The organism is Schaalia vaccimaxillae DSM 15804 (genome assembly GCF_000420425.1).
In the GTDB taxonomy this organism is placed as follows: domain Bacteria; phylum Actinomycetota; class Actinomycetes; order Actinomycetales; family Actinomycetaceae; genus Pauljensenia; species Pauljensenia vaccimaxillae.
On the sequence record NZ_ATUX01000012.1, the window covers coordinates 59,812 to 78,618 of the forward strand.

General features: G+C 59.9%; 22 protein-coding genes, 2 tRNA genes, 1 other RNA gene and 2 pseudogenes. 12 read left to right on the forward strand and 15 right to left on the reverse strand.

Annotation, left to right across the window (positions count from 1 at the left end; genetic code table 11):
* Positions 1 to 240 precede the first annotated feature (240 nt).
* Positions 241 to 459 (reverse strand): hypothetical protein, encoded by a 219-nt coding sequence (locus G439_RS0110045; RefSeq protein WP_022869057.1) that lies wholly within the window; start codon positions 457 to 459, stop codon positions 241 to 243.
* A gap of 120 nt (positions 460 to 579) precedes the next feature.
* Complete coding sequence (locus G439_RS12660; RefSeq protein WP_022869058.1) at positions 580 to 750, reverse strand: hypothetical protein; 171 nt, start codon at positions 748 to 750, stop codon at positions 580 to 582.
* A 185-nt stretch (positions 751 to 935) separates the two neighbouring features.
* On the opposite strand from G439_RS12660, the pseudogene G439_RS12450 reads away from it, so the two are divergent.
* Positions 936 to 2,516: pseudogene (locus G439_RS12450) on the forward strand (BCCT family transporter).
* A gap of 38 nt (positions 2,517 to 2,554) precedes the next feature.
* On the opposite strand, the gene G439_RS0110060 reads toward G439_RS12450, so the two are convergent.
* From G439_RS0110060 to G439_RS0110090, 7 genes and pseudogenes are all read right to left on the reverse strand, one after another.
* Positions 2,555 to 3,598, reverse strand: a complete 1,044-nt coding sequence (locus tag G439_RS0110060) for an ABC transporter substrate-binding protein (protein ID WP_022869059.1) — start codon at positions 3,596 to 3,598, stop codon at positions 2,555 to 2,557.
* Between the two features lie 92 nt (positions 3,599 to 3,690).
* Positions 3,691 to 4,428: an ABC transporter permease gene (locus G439_RS11955; protein ID WP_022869060.1), complete on the reverse strand. Its 738-nt coding sequence runs from the start codon at positions 4,426 to 4,428 to the stop codon at positions 3,691 to 3,693.
* Between the two features lie 173 nt (positions 4,429 to 4,601).
* Positions 4,602 to 5,240 (reverse strand): annotated as a pseudogene (locus tag G439_RS11960) (ABC transporter permease); the annotation flags it as partial.
* Positions 5,237 to 6,157 carry an ABC transporter ATP-binding protein gene (locus tag G439_RS11965; RefSeq protein WP_022869062.1) on the reverse strand — a complete coding sequence of 307 codons (921 nt, stop codon included), beginning with the start codon at positions 6,155 to 6,157 and terminating at the stop codon, positions 5,237 to 5,239. The gene G439_RS11965 and the pseudogene G439_RS11960, both read right to left, overlap by 4 nt.
* A complete protein-coding gene (locus G439_RS11970; protein WP_022869063.1) occupies positions 6,154 to 7,269 on the reverse strand; it encodes a zinc-binding dehydrogenase in 1,116 nt (371 codons plus the stop codon). Before G439_RS11970 ends, G439_RS11965 begins: the two co-directional genes overlap by 4 nt.
* Positions 7,266 to 7,868 carry a MarR family winged helix-turn-helix transcriptional regulator gene (locus G439_RS12295; RefSeq protein WP_131333630.1) on the reverse strand — a complete coding sequence of 201 codons (603 nt, stop codon included), beginning with the start codon at positions 7,866 to 7,868 and terminating at the stop codon, positions 7,266 to 7,268. Before G439_RS12295 ends, G439_RS11970 begins: the two co-directional genes overlap by 4 nt.
* Positions 7,869 to 8,094: 226 nt before the next feature.
* The gene (locus G439_RS0110090; protein ID WP_022869065.1) at positions 8,095 to 9,498 is read right to left on the reverse strand and encodes a uracil-xanthine permease family protein; all 1,404 of its coding nucleotides are present in this window, start codon (positions 9,496 to 9,498) and stop codon (positions 8,095 to 8,097) included.
* 247 nt (positions 9,499 to 9,745) lie between these two features.
* Between G439_RS0110090 and G439_RS11980 the strand changes: the two genes are divergently transcribed.
* Together G439_RS11980 and G439_RS0110100 are read left to right on the forward strand one after the other, a co-directional pair.
* Positions 9,746 to 10,180 carry a hypothetical protein gene (locus tag G439_RS11980; protein WP_131333632.1) on the forward strand — a complete coding sequence of 145 codons (435 nt, stop codon included), beginning with the start codon at positions 9,746 to 9,748 and terminating at the stop codon, positions 10,178 to 10,180.
* 81 nt (positions 10,181 to 10,261) lie between these two features.
* Positions 10,262 to 10,996, forward strand: coding sequence for a glutamine amidotransferase-related protein (locus tag G439_RS0110100; protein ID WP_022869067.1), 735 nt, complete (start codon positions 10,262 to 10,264; stop codon positions 10,994 to 10,996).
* A 166-nt stretch (positions 10,997 to 11,162) separates the two neighbouring features.
* On the opposite strand, the gene G439_RS0110105 is transcribed toward G439_RS0110100, so the two are convergent.
* A complete protein-coding gene (locus tag G439_RS0110105; RefSeq protein ID WP_022869068.1) occupies positions 11,163 to 11,738 on the reverse strand; it encodes a hypothetical protein in 576 nt (191 codons plus the stop codon).
* Positions 11,739 to 12,090: 352 nt separating this feature from the next.
* Here G439_RS0110105 and G439_RS0110110 point away from each other — a divergent pair.
* Positions 12,091 to 12,175 (forward strand) — tRNA-Ser (locus G439_RS0110110).
* A gap of 468 nt (positions 12,176 to 12,643) precedes the next feature.
* On the opposite strand, the gene G439_RS0110115 is transcribed toward G439_RS0110110, so the two are convergent.
* The gene (locus G439_RS0110115) at positions 12,644 to 13,501 is read right to left on the reverse strand and encodes a formate/nitrite transporter family protein (RefSeq protein WP_022869069.1); all 858 of its coding nucleotides are present in this window, start codon (positions 13,499 to 13,501) and stop codon (positions 12,644 to 12,646) included.
* A 24-nt stretch (positions 13,502 to 13,525) separates the two neighbouring features.
* Here G439_RS0110115 and ffs point away from each other — a divergent pair.
* Positions 13,526 to 13,621, forward strand: an RNA gene (gene ffs, locus G439_RS12455) — signal recognition particle sRNA small type.
* 193 nt (positions 13,622 to 13,814) lie between these two features.
* Positions 13,815 to 14,888: an aldo/keto reductase gene (locus tag G439_RS0110120; protein ID WP_022869070.1), complete on the forward strand. Its 1,074-nt coding sequence runs from the start codon at positions 13,815 to 13,817 to the stop codon at positions 14,886 to 14,888.
* 541 nt (positions 14,889 to 15,429) lie between these two features.
* Here the strand turns inward: G439_RS0110120 and G439_RS0110125 are convergent.
* Positions 15,430 to 15,726: a hypothetical protein gene (locus G439_RS0110125; RefSeq protein ID WP_026459609.1), complete on the reverse strand. Its 297-nt coding sequence runs from the start codon at positions 15,724 to 15,726 to the stop codon at positions 15,430 to 15,432.
* Positions 15,711 to 16,385 (reverse strand): alkaline phosphatase, encoded by a 675-nt coding sequence (locus G439_RS11985; protein ID WP_026459610.1) that lies wholly within the window; start codon positions 16,383 to 16,385, stop codon positions 15,711 to 15,713. The genes G439_RS0110125 and G439_RS11985 overlap by 16 nt, the downstream gene beginning before the upstream one ends.
* Positions 16,386 to 16,881: 496 nt before the next feature.
* On the opposite strand from G439_RS11985, the gene G439_RS0110135 reads away from it, so the two are divergent.
* Positions 16,882 to 16,954: transfer RNA gene (locus G439_RS0110135), tRNA-Arg, on the forward strand.
* Here the strand turns inward: G439_RS0110135 and G439_RS12460 are convergent.
* A complete protein-coding gene (locus tag G439_RS12460; protein ID WP_083940869.1) occupies positions 16,920 to 17,240 on the reverse strand; it encodes a helix-turn-helix domain-containing protein in 321 nt (106 codons plus the stop codon). The genes G439_RS0110135 and G439_RS12460 overlap by 35 nt on opposite strands.
* A 103-nt stretch (positions 17,241 to 17,343) precedes the next feature.
* Here G439_RS12460 and G439_RS0110140 point away from each other — a divergent pair, with 103 nt between their 5' ends.
* Positions 17,344 to 17,574 (forward strand): helix-turn-helix domain-containing protein, encoded by a 231-nt coding sequence (locus G439_RS0110140; RefSeq protein WP_022869071.1) that lies wholly within the window; start codon positions 17,344 to 17,346, stop codon positions 17,572 to 17,574.
* Positions 17,571 to 17,999 carry a hypothetical protein gene (locus G439_RS12560; RefSeq protein ID WP_131333637.1) on the forward strand — a complete coding sequence of 143 codons (429 nt, stop codon included), beginning with the start codon at positions 17,571 to 17,573 and terminating at the stop codon, positions 17,997 to 17,999. The genes G439_RS0110140 and G439_RS12560 overlap by 4 nt, the downstream gene beginning before the upstream one ends.
* Positions 18,000 to 18,007: 8 nt before the next feature.
* On the opposite strand, the gene G439_RS12865 is transcribed toward G439_RS12560, so the two are convergent.
* A complete protein-coding gene (locus G439_RS12865) occupies positions 18,008 to 18,139 on the reverse strand; it encodes a hypothetical protein (RefSeq protein ID WP_279379515.1) in 132 nt (43 codons plus the stop codon).
* Between the two features lie 59 nt (positions 18,140 to 18,198).
* Between G439_RS12865 and G439_RS0110155 the strand changes: the two genes are divergently transcribed.
* The 3 genes from G439_RS0110155 to G439_RS0110165 all read left to right on the forward strand — a co-directional run.
* Positions 18,199 to 18,387, forward strand: coding sequence for a hypothetical protein (locus G439_RS0110155; protein ID WP_022869074.1), 189 nt, complete (start codon positions 18,199 to 18,201; stop codon positions 18,385 to 18,387).
* A complete protein-coding gene (locus G439_RS0110160) occupies positions 18,384 to 18,587 on the forward strand; it encodes a hypothetical protein (RefSeq protein ID WP_022869075.1) in 204 nt (67 codons plus the stop codon). Before G439_RS0110155 ends, G439_RS0110160 begins: the two co-directional genes overlap by 4 nt.
* Positions 18,584 to 18,807: hypothetical protein (locus G439_RS0110165; protein ID WP_026459611.1), on the forward strand; the 224-nt coding region annotated here is incomplete at its 3' end. The genes G439_RS0110160 and G439_RS0110165, both read left to right, overlap by 4 nt.

The window sequence follows — 18,807 nt, forward strand, 5'->3', positions numbered from 1 at the left end:
CAGCTGTAAAGGTGTCGCGTGCGGAAATCTCGGCCACGCGAATGTCATAGGCCCATTCAGACAAGCTTTCGTAGAGAGAAGTCTTCCCGTTGTCGTCCTTGGTGTCTGCTGGCGGTTTCAAGACCTGCGTCCCCACCACGCTCAAACCTCCTTGGGTGGCCTGAGCACGCAGAGTCTTAAAATCGTCCTGAGTTTTTCGCATCGAACCAGCGAAATTTGAAACAGCGTTCTTGTACGAGTTCACATCTTTTTCAAGCTCGTCCAGACCAGACCATTAATGGCATACCCGAGACTAGAGACTGCCTTGGCTGCAGTACTGCCCTCTTGGTCAGCCATCTTCCTTTTGACAGACATCAGGTCATCGACTGCAGATGAGATCGCGCTAGCATTCGATTCCAGGTCTGTGACGGAGGAGTCGAGCGAGGTGGGGTCGGCGTCCAAGTGGGTCTCAATGCTCATGTTTTATTTCACTCCGAACTCTCTAAGGGCTTCGAGATCGGCCTTGGCGTTAGATTCGGCTTCTTCGAAGGTCTTATTTGCTTCGCGCAGTTCCTCCGGGAAACCAGAGAACCAGGTCTGCTAGGAGTTCAGAGCTGCGTCGAGTTCTGCTGCGGTCGTATCTGACTCGCTAGATGAGTAACCACAACCTGAGGCAGCTTTGATGGTGACTGCCGCAAATTTGGAGTCGGCCTGCTCCATAAGCGAGGCTGCGCCAGCGACCTCGTCTGTATCCCAACGTATATCAGGCATAGAGTCTCTTCTCGTGGATGTGGCAGAGCCATAACCTGACCGATCGGTCATGATCGCTTCTGGCAATAGACTACCCTCATCAACATTCTTTCCGCGAGGGACGCCCAAAACTCCGCCGAGGGACGCCCAAAAGCCCCTTCAACGCGCACCGAGCCTACCTCTCCGTCACCTAGACTTTGTCACCGATGCGAAACGACACCTCCGATCCCAACCCAGGCGACCACGCTACCCGCCCTCGTCTGAACCTTGTTGTCTTCGGTATCAGCTTCCTCGTCATCATCGGACTGACCGCAGCCGCCATCGCGCGCCCTCGAACAATCCACGACTTCTTCGACGCCGCCGTCATATGGACCGGACGCTGGTTCGGCTCCTTCTACATCCTGCTGCTCACCGCAATCCTCATCTTCCTGGTCGGCCTGGCCCTCGGCCGCTACGGCAACGTCAAACTCGGGCCCGACGACTCCACCCCCGAGTTCTCAACCTTCTCATGGACGGCCATGCTCTTTGGTGCAGGCATCGGCACAGACATCATGTTCTTCGCCGTCGCAGAACCTGCCGCCCACTACATGGCCCCACCCATCGCCGACCCCCAAACCTCCGAAGCTGCCCGCGAAGCCGTCACCTGGACCCTGTTCCACTAAGGCATCTCCGGCTGGGGCCTGTACGCGCTGCTCGGCATCGCCCTCGGATACGCCGCCTACCGCAGACGCGACCGGCTCTCCATCCGCACCGCACTACGCCCCATCTTTGGCGAACGCATCAACGGCTGGACGGGCGACCTCGTCGACGCATTTGCCCTCATCGGAGGGGTTATCGGCATCGCCGCCACCCTCGGCATTGGAGTCACCCAGCTCAACGTCGCCCTCGAACTGCTCTTCGGTATCCCGCGAGGTCCCGGCACCCAAATCGCGCTCCTATCCCTATGCGTCATCATGGCCGCCGCCTCCGCCGTGTCCGGCGTCGCCAAAGGCATCCGGCTACTGTCAAACATCAACGTGTTCCTCGCCATGGGCCTGGCCCTGTGGGTGCTGGTCACCGGCAAAACAGCGTTCCTCATCGACGCGCTCGTGGCCAATATAGGCGACTCGATCTCACGCTTCCCTGGCCTCACCTTGGAAACCTTCCCCTACGATCGGCCCGACGACTGGCTGGGCGCCTGGACCCTGTTCTTCTGGGCGTGGTGGATCACGTGGGCGGCTTTTGTGGGACTGTTCCTGGCGCGTATTTCACGAGGCCGCACAATCCGACAATTCGTCGCCGGCACCCTGGTGCTGCCCTTTGCGTATGTGCTGATGTGGGTGTCAATCTTTGGCAACACTGCAATTGACCTGATCCGCAGTGGCAACGCCTCCTTTATCGAGGCGATGGGGCAGGCACCCGAAAATGGGCTCTACAGTTTGCTGGGCCAACTGCCCGGTTCGGTGGTGCTCATCGGGGTGTCGCTGTTTGTGGGCGTTCTGCTTTTTGTGACGAGCTCCGATTCCGGGTCCCTGGTCATGACCTTCTTGTCGATGCGTGATTTGCCCGAGGGCGAGGACGGCCCCCGGTGGTTGCGTGTCTTTTGGGCGTTTGCGACGGGGTTATTAACTTTGGCGATGCTTGCTGCCGGGGGGATCATCATTTTGCAGCAGGCGACGATTGTGTTGGCGTTGCCGTTCTCGGTGGTTGTGGTGTTGGTTGCGGTAGCGCTGTGGAAGGCGCTGCGAAGTCAAGAATCCCCGCGAGGGACGCCCAAAAGTCTGGCGAGGGACGTCCAAGATGAATGAGCGCCCCTCGCCAATGACACAGGAGAGGTAACTGAATCTCAGTCGACCAAACCCTCAGCCTTGAGCCACTTTGCAGCGATATCACCAGCGGAAGCCTGATCCTCAACAGACTGCCTATTCAGCTCAACCAAGTCTTGCGCGGACATGGCGGCGGAGACCTTATTAATGACTGCGGTCGCGGCCTCGTCAACTTTGTCGGAAGCTAGCGGGACCACGTGGGAAGCCAAGAACATGCCCTTCGGGTCTTCCAAAGTCACAAGGTCGCCGCCCGCGAGCACCGGGTCAGCCGAGTAAATGTCGACCAACTGCACGTCGTCGTCGCGCAGAGCCTTTACAGTCAGCGAGCCGCCCGAATCTTCAATAGGAGTAAAACCAACGTTCACACCGTAAATATCCTTCAGGCCGGTCGGGCCGTAGGGACGAGTCTCCAGCTCAGAGTTGCCGCCGACAACCAAACCTTCAATACCAGCCAGGTCAGCAAGGGACGACACGTTGTTGGCGTCAGCGAATTCCTTGGTCACCACGTAGGTGTCCTGGTCGGAGGCATCGGACTGATCCAGGACGCGCAGGTTTTCTGGCATAGCTTTGGCCAGGGCGGCGTAGACCTCGTCGGCTGCGGCTACGGTTGCGTCAGCGTCCAAGTACTGGAGCAGGTTGCCGGTGTATTCGGGGAAGACGTCAATGGAGCCTTCCTGAAGTTCGGGCATGTAAACCTCGCGCTGGCCGATGCGCATTTGACGGTCGACGGTGTAGCCTTCGGCTTCCAGAGCCTGAGCGTAAACTTCCGCGATGATTTCGTTGGAGTAGTAGTCCTGGGAGCCGACCACCAGGGTGGTGGAGCTTGCTGCGCCAGACTGGTTGGCTGCGGAACCGGTCGATGCTCCTGAGTCCCCTTCAAGGCTTGAGCTTCCACCGCATGCGCTGATCAGCAGAGCGGCGCCGGCAAGAGTTGCGCCCAGACCAATGCCGGGTGCCAGGATGTGGTGGCCGCGGCTGCTGTTCTGGAGGGTGCGGCCGCCACTGCTGCGTCCTGACTGTGTTGGGGACGCGGCGGCGCTTTTGCTGTTTCGGCTGGGGGTCATTGGAGTGTTCCTTTCGATCTACCCGCAAAATTAGACACAGTCGTGAATTGGCTGCGTCGCCTTCGCGGGAAACCTTTTATTATTCATGCAGGTCAGGGATGCTTTGGGAAAATAGGGACTGAGAACGCGTTGGGGCCAGAAACAACGACTGTGTCCATTTCTGCGGGTGGCTGAGGGTTGACCCGCGCGGAAACCTGCTTCTGCACCACGGCCAGCAAAAAATCCAGGACCAGCGCAAGCGCTACCACCAGCAGCGCCCCGCCGATCATCTGCGCATAGTCGCGAGTCTTGAGGCCCGCATACAAGAACCGCCCCAACCCAACGTCAGCCGTGTATGCGGCCAGCGTTGCCGTGGCGACAACCTGAAGCGTTGTCGACCGCAGTCCGCCCATGATCAGCGGCCAGGCAGCCGGCAATTCCACGTGAGCGATGATCTGTTTTTCGGTGAGACCGATGGCTCGTGCTCCGTCAACTGTGGAGGCGCTCACCGAAGCTACCCCCGAGTATGCCCCGGCCAACAGCGGCGGTATGGCCAGCACCAGCAGCGCCACCGAGGGCGCCACCAGGCCGATTCCCATCCACAGGCCGACCAGTGTGAGCAGGCCAAGGGTGGGGATTGCTCGGGCTGCGCCGGTGAGCAAGGTGATGATGTTGGAGAATCTGCCGGTGTGTCCAATAAGGATTCCAACAGGGACAGCAACGATAGCCGCGATCGCGACGATCATGACAGTGACGCCTAAGTGTTCGGTGATCCGCGCCCAAATGCCTGATGGTCCGTCCCAGTGTGCCGCGTCAGCTAGCCAAGCGATGGCATCAATGAGGATGTTCATGCCTGGCTCTCTCCTGCTTGTCTTCCGTCTGCCTGTTGCGGACTGCGCGTGCGAACCTGTGGGGTTGGTGAGTGTTTGTCGAGGGCGAGGCCGCCTGCGTCCTGTTTGCCCAGAATGTCTGCACGTTGGCCGAGCTCGAGGCCGTCCCCACCTTGCGTTAGTCGCGTCCCTTCGCTCGAGCCAACCCTGGTCCAAGGCGTGAGCGCCCACCCCGCCGCGATCACTGTCAGGTCCAGCACCAAAGCCAATGCGACGGTTGCGATTAGTCCGGCTAGGACTTCGGCGACGATTCCGCGTTGGAACCCGTCGGTAAAGAGCGTGCCCAAAGACTTCACACCGATGAACGCGCCTACTGTCACCAGCGACACGGTTGACACCACAATCACGCGCACGCCCGCAATGATGACGGGCGTAGCTAGGGGTAGTTCGACGCTAAAGAATCGGCGCAGAGGCCCGAACCCGGCAGCGTCGGCAGATTCGAGCACGGATCCAGGCACGGCTGCGAACCCTTCAGCGACTTGCCGAACCAAAACAGCAATCCCGTACAGGCTCAACACGATGACCATGTTGGCCGGTGACCTCAAAGAGACTCCGACGATCACGGGGATCATGATGAGCATTGGCAACGATGGGATGGCGTAGAGCACTGACAGCACTGATAGCACTGCGGCGCCTGCACGCTTGGACCGCTGCGCCCACCAGCCAATCGGAATCGAGACTACGGTTGCGGCCAGGATTGTGGGCAAGGCGATGGTCAGGTGGGTGACTGCCAGTTCGCCGATAGTGTCCAGGTTCTGGAGGATCCAGTTCACGAGGACGCTCCCGGGCTTTCGTTCTGGCTTCGAGTCGTGGCCGGGGTCGCGGCCGGGTTTGGGTTCGGGACCGGGTGAGCCTTCGAGTGAGGGTCTGACCCCGACTCCCACAGCACCCCCACGGGCCGCCCGTCTTGGTCCACGACAATGCGGTTCTCCTCTTCTTCGCGCACAGCCAGACGGCGTTGCGGCTGGGAGGCTCCAACGAAGTCTGCGACGAAGGTGTCAGCCGGGTTGGCGAGGATCTGCGCGGGGGTTCCCGCTTGCGCGACGATGCCGCCCGTTTGCAGCACAACCACTTGGTCGCCGAGTAGGAAAGCCTCGTCAATGTCGTGAGTGACAAAAAGGATTGTGGTTCCAAGTCTGCGCTGCAGGTCTCGCAATTCGCGCTGCAGGTCTGCGCGCACCAGCGGGTCGAGGGCGCCGAAGGGTTCGTCCATCAGCAGGATGTCTGCTTCATTGGCGAGGGCGCGCGCCACTCCGACGCGTTGACGCTGCCCGCCCGATAGTTGGGCAGGGTAGCGTTTGCCCATCGCGGCTTCTAGGCCCACCAGTTCGAGGAGCTCGTGGGCGCGCCGGTGGGCGTCGCGCCGAGAGGCTCCTTCAAGGACTGGCACGGTGGCGATGTTGTCGATGACATTTCGGTGGGGGAAGAGACCACCGTCTTGTAGGACGTACCCGATGGAGCGACGTAGCTTCACGGGGTCAGCGTCTGCAACGTTTTCGCCTCGCACCAGGACGCGCCCCGATGTTGGGGTCACCATTCGGTTAACCATCCTCACGAGGGTGGTTTTGCCTGACCCTGAGGTGCCAACCAGGACGGTGGTGGACCATTTGGGTACGCGCAAACTGACGTCGGCGACTGCGGGGTGCGGTGTGCCCGAGTAGGTTTTGGAGACGTGGTCGAATTCGATCATTGGACGCTCCTTTGGCCGGTTGTTTGCGTGTGTGGGTGGTTGCTCATTTGGACGTGGGGCGTGGAACCTGGCTGCCCCATGGACGCCAGGTCGGCCTCGTCCTCGTGGGTCACCCGCACTACCTGTTTACCCAGCGCCTCGCCCTCGTCCATAAGCCGATGAGCGTCCACTACTTTTTCCAGGCCCATCCACACGCGCGTGCGCGGCGCGGTGATGGTGCCGGCGGCCAGGCCGTCGAGGTATTCCTGTAGAGCGCTCGCGGGTAGGTCGGCGGCGTCGCCGGAGTAGGCGGTGAGGCGCACGCCGTTCGGAATCCAATCCATGGGGTAGAAGTCGTTAATGGCCCATTGGTCTGACAGCATCCCGGTGAAACAGACTGTGCCTCCGCGCCGAACCGACGCGAGGGTGTCGCGCAGGGTGTTGGTGCCGACGAGTTCGACGGCGCCGTCGGCTCCGCGTCCTGCGGTGATGTGGCGGATGTGGTCGGCGATATTACCGGTGTCGACAAGGGCGTGGTCGGCGCCGGCCTCACGCAGGAAGTCAAGGCGCCCTGGGTTACGGGTGGTGGCGATGGTGTGGATGTTGCGGGCGCGTGCCAGAGCGAGGCAAGCCAGGCCAATTGAGGAAGTGCCGCCTCGGATGAGTAGCCAGTCTCCTGCACGCGAATCGGTGCCAATGGTGATGGAGCCGTTGGCTGTTTGCAGCATTTCGGGCACGGCACCGAGTTCTTCCCATAGCAGGGGGGAAGTGAAGGGGATGGTGATGGCTGCGGGAGCACACACGTATTGGGCGTAGCCGCCGTCGAATTCCCGGCCCATGCCTCCCATGAGTGCGCACACCTGTTGGCCGATTTCTAGGCCGACGCAGGGATCGGCGAGGGCGACGATGGTGCCGACTGCTTCGAGTCCGGGAATACGCGGCAGGGTTCCGAAGGATCCCAGTCCTCGCCGGAAGTGCTGTTCGGAGCGGTTGATGCCGAATGCCTCGACTCTGATGAGAACGTGGCCTGGTTTGGGGTTAGGCACTGGAACGTCTTGGATGCGTAGGACTTCGGGGCTGCCGAATTCGCTGATGACGGCGGCGCGCATGGTGGTAGGCAATGTGACTTTCATTGGGGTTGCTCGCCGTTGGTGCTCTTCGTGATTTGGCGTCCGTTGGCTGCGCGGCGTTGACGCGGGGTGCTTGTTGCCGTGTTTGGGGTAGAGGTTGAGTGTTCGGCGGCCTCGGTGATGCGGGCGAGCAGTGGAATGAGCGTTGCGATCTGGTCTTGGGGCAGTTCAGTGAGGATTTTGCTGAGGGTAGTTTGGAAGACCGTGTCTGCGATTGCGAAGCGCTTACGACCTTCATCGGTGATGGTCAGGCGGGTGGTTCGACGGTCGTTCGCGTCTGGGGTGCGCGTGATGAGTCCGTCTTTTTCAAGCCGGTCTGCCAGGCGTGATGCGGCTCCGACTGTTGTGTGTTGGGTGGTCGCGATGTCGTGGATGCAAACCGGAGTGCCGTCATCGTCTTGCGCAGTGGTGATGGTGCGCAGCGTGAGGTAGCGGGCCAGGGTTGCCGAGTCGGGGGTTGCCCACAGGTCGCGTTCGATGCGATTCCAGACGGCGATTTCTGCGTCGATGAGGGCGTTGAAGAATGACGAGGTCGAGCAAGGTTTAGTGGCGGTTGGTGCTGCTGGTTTTGTGCTGGCAAGGTCCATAAGAATAGCGGTCACCCAAAAAGAGTGACATATCAACTATTGATCTGTCTACCTAATCCTCCCGCCGTTGGCTGTCTTCGTCTGCCGTTGGCCGTCCTCGTCCGCCCCTCCCGCCCCCGCTCCCCCGGCCGAGAGCAGACCTTATGGTCGTTTTCGGCCCAAAAATCGGCCATTTTTGACCACAAAGTCTGCTCTCGGCGAAGGAGGAGGTGAGTGCGCCGTGAGGAGGTGGGCTACGGTATTAGCTTTCGGCCTGGTCAGCGGAGGCGCGGCGCCGCTTGGCGTAAGCCTCGCCCTCGAGTTCGCTACCCGACGGCGCCGAAGCGGGGGTTGCTGCCTCAAGATTGGTGCCGCGCATCTGCGAAATCCAACGCATCAGGTGGTAAATGACGATGGCCGCAACCGAACCCAATGCAATGCCCGAGAAGGTCATCTTGCCGGTCACCAGCGTGTAGTCCGCAATGGCCACAACCATGGCCACGGCCGCGGTGTTGAGGTTCACCGGGTCAGAGAAATCGACGCGGTTCTGTACCCAGATGCGCACGCCCAGCATGCCGATCATTCCGTACAGGATTGTGGCCGCGCCGCCCAGGACACCGGCAGGAATCGTATTAATGATCGCCCCGAACTTGGGCAGAACAGATAGGCCCAAAGCCGTAATCGCAGCAATGACGTAGGCAGCGGTCGAGTAGACGCGGGTTGCTGCCATAACGCCAATGTTCTCGGCGTAGGTGGTGGTGCCCGAACCGCCGCCCGCACCGGCTAGAGCGGTAGACAGGCCGTCTGCCACAAGCGCCCGGCCGGTGATGTCGTCAAGGTTTTCGCCGGTCATTGCGGCCACGGACTTCACGTGACCAATGTTTTCGGCGGCCAGCACCAAGACGACGGGCACAAACAGTCCCAGCAGCGAGAAATCGAAGGCGGGCGCACGGAAGCCGGGAAGGCCGATCCAGTCAGCAGACGAGATGGCGGTGAAATCCACTTCGCCGCGAATGCAGGCGGTGGCATAGCCAACCAGAACACCGATGAGGATGGACAGGCGCCCGATGATGCCCTTGAACAGCACGGTAATCAGCAGAATCGCAACGATGGTGACGACGGCGGTCACGGGCGCGGCTTTGACGTTGTTCCACGCCGAGGGCGCCAGGTTGAAGCCGATGAGTGACACGATCGCGCCGGTGACGATGGGCGGCATGAGCTTGTCAATCCAGCGTGCGCCAGCGAAGTGGACGATGATGCCGACGATCAGCAGGGACACGCCAGAGAAGATGATGCCGCCTTGGGCCAACGCAGCTTTGGATTCGTCCAGGGTGCCGCCGCCTCCGGCCACATAGCCGGTGACTGCACCGATGGGCGCAATCAGGGCGAAGGAGGATCCCAGGTATGAGGGCAGCCTGCCCGATGTGACCAGCAGGAACAGTAGCGTGCCAAAACCGGTGAAGAACAGCGTGGTCGCCGGGTCGAAGCCAGTCAGGAGGGGAACCAGGAAGGTGGCGCCAAACATGGCGACGACGTGCTGGACACCGATGCCGATGGTGCGGGGCCAGGAGAGGCGTTCGCTGGGGAGGACAACTTCTCCGGGGGCGATGGATGAGCCGTCGCCGTGGAGGGTCCATTTGAACGCGTTGGACTTACGATCGCTCATGAGTGAGCTTCTCCGATCAGTTGATGGGCTGGGCCGTTGAACCGGTCGGAATCTCAGAATAGCCCTCCGCGGGCGCCATCCTCGGCGGTTGCGTGCTTTTGTGATGGGTGTCCCTGTGCGCTGCGAGGCCGACCTCGTCCGGTCTGCAAGACTCGTGCCGTTTGCGCGGCGGTTACGAGGCCGAACCCGCCCTTGGCTTCGGCGGGTGACGTGTATTGGGCGGCCGGGACGTGGAACACTTATGGGGATGACTGCTCCGATGAATCCTTCCGACCTTGTTTTGTCCAGCCCGCCCCAAACTGGTGCCGCCGCACCAACTGTGGACCCTTATGCCCAGGGTGCTCATGCTCGCGCGGCGGATCCCACGCAGGTTGCGCCGGAGGAATTCGTTTTCCCAGGCAGCGACAGAGTGAACCCGGCGGAGGTTTTTGCTGGCCCGGGCTACACGTCTCCTCGCGGAGTGGACAACGGCTTGGCTTCGGCGGCCTTGTGGCTGACTGTCGCCGGCATGATCGTGCCTTTTCTTCTGCCTATTTCGGCGGTGATGGGTGTGATCGCTTACCTGAGGGCGCGCAATCTTCACGGCCGCGTCGGGCAGCGCGAGGCGTTGGGAGCGACCGCCATCTCCAGCGTTGTCGCGGCGCTGTGGGTGTTAGTGATTCTTTTGATCATCAACATGTGATCGGAGTGGACGGGTGTTGGTTCTTCCCATTTGGGATGTTCCGGGTAGCCCGTTTGTTCTTCATTGCATAGAGTTCGAGGCATGAAACCCTTCCTCTTGGTGTCTACTCGTCCCGAGGACGAGGCAATTGAAGCTGAGTTCAACGCGTTCCTTCACACCAGCGGTTTGGATGAGTCCTGTTTGGAGCAGGTGCGTCTGGACATGCTGGGTTTGCCTGACATTGACGTGACGCAGTATTCGGGTGTCATTGTGGCGGGTGCGTCCTATGGGACGACCACGTCTGATGAGCGCAAGACTGCGACCCAGAAGGCGATTGAGGCCGAGTTGGCGGAGCTTTTTGGTCAGATTGTTGAGGCGAAGACTCCGTGCTTGACCACTGGTTTTGGTACCGAGGTTGCCACGGTGTTCTTGGGCGGCGTGGTGTCGCGCAAGTGGGCGGAGGATCCGCAGCTGACCGACATTATGATGACGACGGGCTCGTGGGATGATCCGATTTTTGAGGGGATGCCTCGTGAGTTTGAGACTTTCGTGGGGCATCACGAGGCCGTTGAGGTTGTTCCCGAGGGTGCCGTGATTTTGGCGAAGTCGTTGAATTGTCCGGTTGAGATGATGCGCATTGGCGAGAATTTCTATGCGTTGCAGTTCAATCCGGAGTTGGATTCTGTGGCGATTGCTCGCACGGTGGAGCGTTATAGGGATGCGGGCTACCCGGGAACGGACGATCCTGAGGAGTTCTTGCGTATTGGCCGCGATGGGCAAGGAGAGCATCCTGCCGCACAGATTGTGAAGAACTTCGTCAAGATGTTCCAGTCCTGATTTTGGACGAAGTGAAGGGCCCGGGCAGTCCCCTTGGGGAGTGGCCGGGCCCTTCACTTGTTGGTTTCAAGACTTCGTTGCTTTCAAGGCTTCGTCGGCAGTGAAACCCCGCTGGTACTGAAGTCTTATCGAAGGAGATTCGCCGCTGAGTACGAGGCTTGGTGAATCAGCCTCGGCTGCCGAGGACCTGTGAGTTGATTTTTAAATCCGGGCATAGGTTCTGCAACTGGGTTGCGGTATTGGAAATTTCGGTGCTGAACCTTTCCGCCTCAGTCTGGAAGTTTGAGACGGCTTCTTGGTCTGTGTAGTCCAGAGTCTCCATCTTGTCTGCAAGGCCGAAGGCTTCGTTGGCGTAATTAACGTAATTTGTCCAAACGGTTTTCACCTCTCCTGTAGGCAATTCGTCTGAGACCTTTCCGATGGAAGTTTGGAAGTCGGCGAGGAATCCTTCGAATTCTGACGTTGCTTGCTCATTGGCTACGTTCGCGTATTTTTCATCCAGCGGGGCAATGTGCGTCTCGATGGCTGTGCTAAGGGTCTTGCAGTCATCCTCAATTGACGTAGAGTCTGCGGCTTTCGTTGAACCGGAGTCAGCAGACGAGGAGTCTTGGGAGCCGGTGGAGTTTGAAGTGGATGCGTCGGCCGACGAGGGGGAGCTTTCCACGCTGGAGTTTGACGAGCATGCGGCTAAGCCGCAGGTGAGGATGAAGGCGGTGGTCAACGAGATCAGTGTTTTACGCATGGCGCCACTGTGCGCGAGTGGGGTATGAATTACAAGGGAAGGGTCCAATTTGTGACCTAAGAGGAATCTGACCGCAGTACGGCTGTTGTTGTTCATCGTGGCGCCGGTGAGCAGACGTCTGGTGTATCGCAGACTTCAGCGGCCATAGAGTTGGTGGGCGTGGGCCACTTTGAGGATCCGCGATGGGATGGCGTGGTCTTTGCGAAGGTTGCTCAGTGTGGGAGGGGGTTCTGTCGGGACTGTGGCTTTGGGGATCCGTGAGCAATGCCATGGCGTCTGAAGGCAAGCGAGTTCGCGTTTTCTGGTGGCTTCCGTTTAGGATGTTCAAGCGCGCGATGCTTCGCACGTGCCTGGAGGATTCGCCTAGTGGCCTATGGCGCACGCTTGGAAAGCGTGTTGGGTGCAAGCCCTCGGGGGTTCGAATCCCCCATCCTCCGCCCCTTGTTTGGCCCGGTATCACAAGGAAAAGTGATGCCGGGCTAAACTTTTGTTACCGCTTCGCGTCAACAGCTTCTGTGCAAGCCCGGGTTTCGTGCAAGCCCAGGTAACTATGTCCGTGTTGACGCCCTCCGCGATCGCTCATGGATTGGTCAAGCCGATGGGTAACCCGCAAAAACAGACACAGTCGTGGTGGGGCAGCAGGTAAGGTTGGATCAAAAACCGCATGATTTCAACGTTTTGCGTTCAGGCCGGATGGAAGAGATTTGACGACTGTGTCTATTTCTGCGGGTGAAACTTGAGAACGGCACAGGTTGGCCGGTGGTTGACACTTAAATTTCACCAGAGAACCCTGTGACGGGCTCAGCGTTCAGCGCTTAGGGTTCAGCACGGCCCCGTCAGATTAGTGTCGGGCACAGCTTCTGGGCAGAGTTAGGTCGAGTTAGTTCCTCTCACCTTACGAGCCCTCAGTGACCCACTTCCAGGCCCTGCTCGGCACGCGCTTGGGCGCCGCCGTCTTCCGTTGCGCGCATCGCCAAGTATGCTCCGGCAACGAAGACGGCTCCGCCGACCAGGTTGCCCAGGCCTACCAATGCAAGGTTATGCGCGGCAGTAGCCAGCGTCGCGCCGTCAACCCCCTGGAAGATGCCCAGCGAGAAGGTCGTCATGTTGGCGACGACGTGTTCAAAACCGGATCCAACGAATGCGGCCAGGCACCATGCCATGGCGACAATCTTGGAAATTTCATTGTCGGTTCGCGTCACGCACCAGATGGCAAGGCACACGAGGACGTTGCACAGGATCCCGCGGAAGAACAGTTCTGTGGCACTGTAGTGTCCTTTGGATTCAATCATCATCGCTAGGGCAATCCCGGCGTCTGTCCCTTCTTTGGTAATTCCTGATCCTCGCACGAGGCCAGCTAAGACGATTGAACCGGCCAGGTTGCCTGCCAGCATGAAAAGCAGACCCCAGCAGGCTTTCATCCACGTGATGGTGCGGCGCGTGGCTCCGATGGTGAATGTCATCATGGCGCTGGTGGCTAGTTCTCCTCCTGCGAAGACGCAGAGGATGAGACCGATACCGAAGACAGCACCGTTGACGAGGGGCGCCCAAGGACTGTGCGCGGCTTTGAGCGGGCCGCCTGCGGCGATCATGAAGATGTCGGCGAGACCTATGAAGGCTCCTCCGAGCATGGAGGAGGCGACGAATGACCGTGGTTTGCGCATACCCCCGGTGCGGGTGACGGCATATGTAGCTTGATAGTTCAGATTGTCGGTGATGGAACGCATACGCACATCATGACCCTTGGAAGGCTCTGGGCGCATCTTGCGTCCTCGTGTAAACTAAAAGTCGATCCTCCGCGTGACGGTATCATCCGAACCTCCCCAGGGCCGGAAGGCAGCAAGGATAAGGGTGCGCTGCCGGGTGCGCGGAGGGTCTTTCACGATCGGGCGGCCGCTCTTCATGCCCGCCGACACCTCACCGCTGACAGGTGTCTACCGGTGCGTGTCTACCGGCGCGGCAACCCGAGGATACGGCGCAGTACCCCGACCGACACGGCACATCCGACCGACAAGTGCTGAAGCCCGGGCCTACGCCCGACCAGCAGGATGATCCTGACGCGACAAGGAAACAACAATGACGCCCCAATTCGACAATCTGCCCGAGCCCATCGCCACCCAACAATTTGACCCCATGTGGAAGGCAGATCCTAAGCGCTATGAAGCTCAGGGAGCCGTCTACCGCAGGTGCGGACGCTCCGGCCTCGACCTGCCGGTCATCTCATTGGGCTTCTGGCACAACTTCGGTGACGACCACTCCATCCAAGGTCAACGCGACATTATCCGCACCGCCTTCGACCTCGGTATCACCCAATTCGACCTCGCCAACAACTACGGTGTCCCCTACGGCAGCGCAGAAGAAAACTTCGGCCGCCACATGGACCACGACCTGCGCCCCTACCGCGACGAAATGGTCATCGTCACCAAAGCCGGATACGACATGTGGGAAGGCCCCTACGGTGCCGGCGGGTCGGGTCGCAAATACATGCTGAGCTCCCTGGACCAATCGCTCAAGCGCATGCACCTTGACTACGTCGACATCTTCTACTCCCACCGCTTCGATGAGACAACACCCCTGGAGGAAACCATCGGTGCCCTGGACCAGGCTGTGCGTTCCGGCAAGGCGCTCTACGCAGGCATCTCTTCATACAACCCCGAGCAGACCCGTCGAGCCGTCGCGCTTGCGCGCGAGGTTCACCTGCCCCTGGTGATCAGCCAGCCGCGCTACTCCATGCTCTTCCGCGAGATCGAGGATGGGCTGCTGGACACCTGCGACGAGCTTGGCCTCGGTCTGGCCGTGTTCAGCCCGCTGGCGCAAGGACTGCTGACATCGAAGTACCTGGGCGAACAGCGTGTGCCTGAAGGTTCGCGTGCCGCCGACCAGCGGTATTTGGACGTCAACGTTTTGACCGATGAACGTATCGAACACCTGCGGGCTTTGAACGAGCTGGCTGCTGACCGCGGCCAGACCCTGGCGCAGATGGCTCTGGCGTGGATCCTGCGCGACCAGCGCATCACCACTGTGCTGGTGGGAGCTTCGTCGTCGAAGCAACTGCGGGACTCGGTTGGGTCGCTGGCCAAGCTGGAGTTCAGCGACGACGAGTTGGCCGTTATTGACGAACAGTCTCGCGCCGCAGCCGTGACCTTCTGAGGCCCCGGCTACTAGCGACGCGCACGGGCCCTCGGACTTGGGGGACTGTCGATCCCCCGCGAGGGACGCCCAAAACTCTCGCGAGGGACGCCCAAAACTCCAGCGTGCGGTGAGCTCAACGGCTTTGCCCTCGCCGAAACCCACAGTTGTGCACCCAGATCCACACTTACGCGCTGACGCCGGTTCGTCTACGAACCGGCACCGGCGTATAACGGTGGATCTCGACGAAACACCATCTCAAGTGCCTACCTGCCGGCACGCAGCCCAAACAAGCCGAACACCCGCCCCAGACGCTGCGCAGTCCTACTCAACGCGAACGCCCACCCCAGCCAAACGGCCAGGGTGGCGCCCTCGTTGTATGCCCGGACTAAAACGCCATCACGAACTTACGTTCACACAACACCTGAACGTTCACGCAACGCGTCCGCACGCATAAGCAGCGATCACTTCGAGAAACGGCGCAACGCGACCGCGCCACCACCGACAACCGCCAACGCAGCGGCTCCGGCCAACAGCGCAACAGCGTCAGCGCCCGTCCTCGCTAGTTTGCCCTTCGAACCAGCCGCAGAACCGCCGAGCCCTTGCCGGCAGCCTTCGCGGAAGAATCACCCTTGCCCGACGAGCTACCCTTCCCAGCGTCATCCTTGACAGGGCCGCCCGACTGCGCGCCATTACCGTCAGCAGGAGCAGGCTTCTCATCAGCCTTCTTGTCCGCATCATCAGCAGGAGCCGGAACCGAAACCGCAGACGGCAACTTCTCGCAATCCACGGCAGGCAGCAGCGCGTCCGCCTCGAGCACCGAACGCTCAGCCATCATCGACTTTAGCAGCGAACCCATCTCCGGTTATCCAAGTACGCTCCGCGCACCTTGTCGCTCTGATCCGCCACAGCAGCGAACTGATCCGCGCCCGCACCCTTAACGAAGAACGGAACCAGAGCATTCGTGTGACCCTTCGAATGCCACGTCACATTCGGAATCTTGTTCGCTTCACCAGCCATCGGCGTCCAATTCGGAGTCGCATCCACACCCGCCAAATAGCCGGTCTCGTGGTCAACAGTGACAATCACCAGGGTCTCATCCCAGTTCGAGTAGGTCTCCACCCACTTGTTCACCGCGTCAACGGAAGCGTTAAAATCCAACTGCTCCTCAAGCAAGCAGCCCTCAAAGTTCGAGTGACCCGCCCAGTCAACCGCGCCGCCCTCGACCATCAGGAAGAAGCCATTCGAATCCGCGGTTAACACGTTGAGCGCGCCCTCGCCGGCCGTTTCGAGCTTGGTCACCTTGTCCGGTAGGCAGCCGAGCAGACCGTTAGCGGTCTTTGAACCGGAGGACATATCGGTGCCCTCTGTCGCCGACTCAGTGGGGCGGTTATTCGTCCACATGAAGGAGCCAGAGTTCGTGGTGTCCCACGCCTTGTCGGTGTCGTACTCATAGCCGCTTTCCATGGTCGAGACGGAGCGGTACGACATGGCGAACTGCGTCCAGTCCTGCTGCATGTAAGCCTCGCGGCCGCGGTGCTCGCGGCGAAAAGTGCGAGGTTGGTGCCGTGCTTTCGAGTGTCAGAGATGGGAGTTCTTGTCATGAATTGGTGTGTTGTGAGATGTCGCGGAGTGCGACTCCTCGGTTATTTTTGGGGTACATGTCTGTTATCTCTGCGTTTAGGTGAACAGCACATGAAAATGCCTCGAATTCTTTGAGCGGCCGGAGCGGGTTGGAATAGGGCTAGGGCGGCTGCTTTCAGTGAGCTTTGTGGGGCTGTTCGGGGGTGTCCGAGGTGTTGGATTTGCGGACGATCCGGTGGAGGTTTTGAGGCCCACTGGTGGAGTCGGTGAGAGATGCTGGTGTCTGCAACGAGTTTGTCTACCCCTAGGTGTTGAACCATCTCGTTCCTTGTTATCAGGCCGAAAAATTCTTGGTGTGACCGATTCCCCAGGTCAGCGATTTGGGAGATCGGGGCAGGCCGCGTAAAGTTGAGAGCAGCCAAACGGCGATGCGCTCGTAGCTCAATGGATAGAGCATCTGACTACGGATCAGAAGGTTGGGGGTTCGAGTCCCTTCGAGCGCGCAGCGGCCCCACTAGGTGTGATCCACCTGGTGGGGTTCTGCGTATCCGGGATGAAGCCGTCAATGAGGACGGCGGGCGAAACACCTAGGACGGCAGCGACTTCCGCGAGCTCATCAAGAGTCCACGCAATCGAGCCTTTCCAGCGCTTATGTGTTTGCGTCTGTGACATTCCGAGTGCCCGACTTAAGGAGGACTGGGAGTGTCCGGCGGCCGCTGCCAAGGCGCGGACGTTACGTGCAACGGTTTCTGAAAAGCTTTGCTGTGGAAGCGGAATTGCAGTGCTCATGAGAACAGTTTAGGCGATAAACGCATAATTTTCGATCTGCAAACATTCCACAAGTCGGCGTGTCGTCACACAAACTATGTGGCAAACGCATAGTTTGTGCGTCATGACCAGTTCTCAGACAATTGTGAGTCGCGAGGTGCGCCGCTTCATGGCAGCCACCAACCAGAGCCAGGCAGATATTGCCCGCATCATCGGCCTAGACCAGACCGCCGTCTCCCGCCGCTTCAAGGGCATTAACCGATGGTCATTCGATGACCTCGATGCCCTCATGGACGCAGGCGTTCCCCTCGCACTATCTGCCTACGGCACCGACACCGAGGCGGTGGGGGCATGACTATGACGATGAAGCAGCTTGCCTCAGTAGTCGGTTTGTCCGAACGCTCCTGTCGAAGGCGGCTTGCCGAACATCAGGTCCGTCCTCCTGTTGAACCGGTCTTCGTGATCTTCAGGCAGGCTCGGAACATCTTTGCCCGTTGCGAGGATACGCAACGAATCTTGGATCAACTCGAAAGCGAAACCGATCGAGCGCAGCGCCGCCGCTGTGTGCATGAGCTGAGAGCGCACAGCCGTGAGATCCGCTGGGCGTTGCTCGAATTTCTCAATGCTCTCAATGCAGCTGGAAAGCTCCCACAAGACATCTTCAAGGTCTCTGGCGGCGTAGCCTTCGACGGTTTTGCCGGGATCAAACGACATGATGCGGCCTCCATGGCAGGTGCGATTACTGGTGCTTCTGAGCTTACCAAGGAGGTGGGAGCGTGAGACTTGGTTCAAGTGCTGTCGAAGTTGATGCGCGTTTCCTGGACGAAGTTGGGAACCTGCTCGCTAATTTTGCCGCCCTGTTTAACGCTGAACTCCAAGTGATCAACGATCGCGTCAAACATCTCGACGCTTCCGGCCATCGTTGTCCCCTCGAACGTGGATCGACAGATGCGAACAATATTAGCGAAGAGGGATCACGATGAAGTTTCACATCGACTGGCCGCTGTTCATCGCCGCACTGAACCTGCTCGCTTCTGTTGCCGCGTTCGTTTTGCACATGCTCACCCACCTGCACCCGTGGCCATCGAATGCGGTGCTCCTCGTCTGGATGTTGTTTGCGATCTTGGCTTACGCCGTGGTGTGGGCGACTCGGGAGGACGCGTCATGAAGAAGCGCACACCGAACTATCGCCCTTACTACGGGGCACCGATCACCAGACCCGCACCGTACACGCCGTTGGAGCGTCTTAACGTCGCGTTGAGCTTGAAGCGCCTTGCCCGCGAGCTGCAGGCGGCTGGCAAGGCGCGTGAGGCCGAGCTGATCGAAGAGATCGCCGAGAAAGTCCGCATCGGGGAGATGACGTTATGAGCGTCGCCGCTGTGGGATCGGCGTTTGGCGTTGACGTGGAGATCGATCCCGTTGGCCTCGCAGCTATCGCGGCCCACCAAGCCAAGCAGGCCGAGATCATCGCCAAAGAACGCGCCAAGATGCGTAAGCCTACGCGCCGCCAGCTAAACGCTGGGATGAGTGTCCAGGACATCATTTTGGCGTTCGCACGGGTTAACTGGGGGCCGTTCCAGGGGCGAGC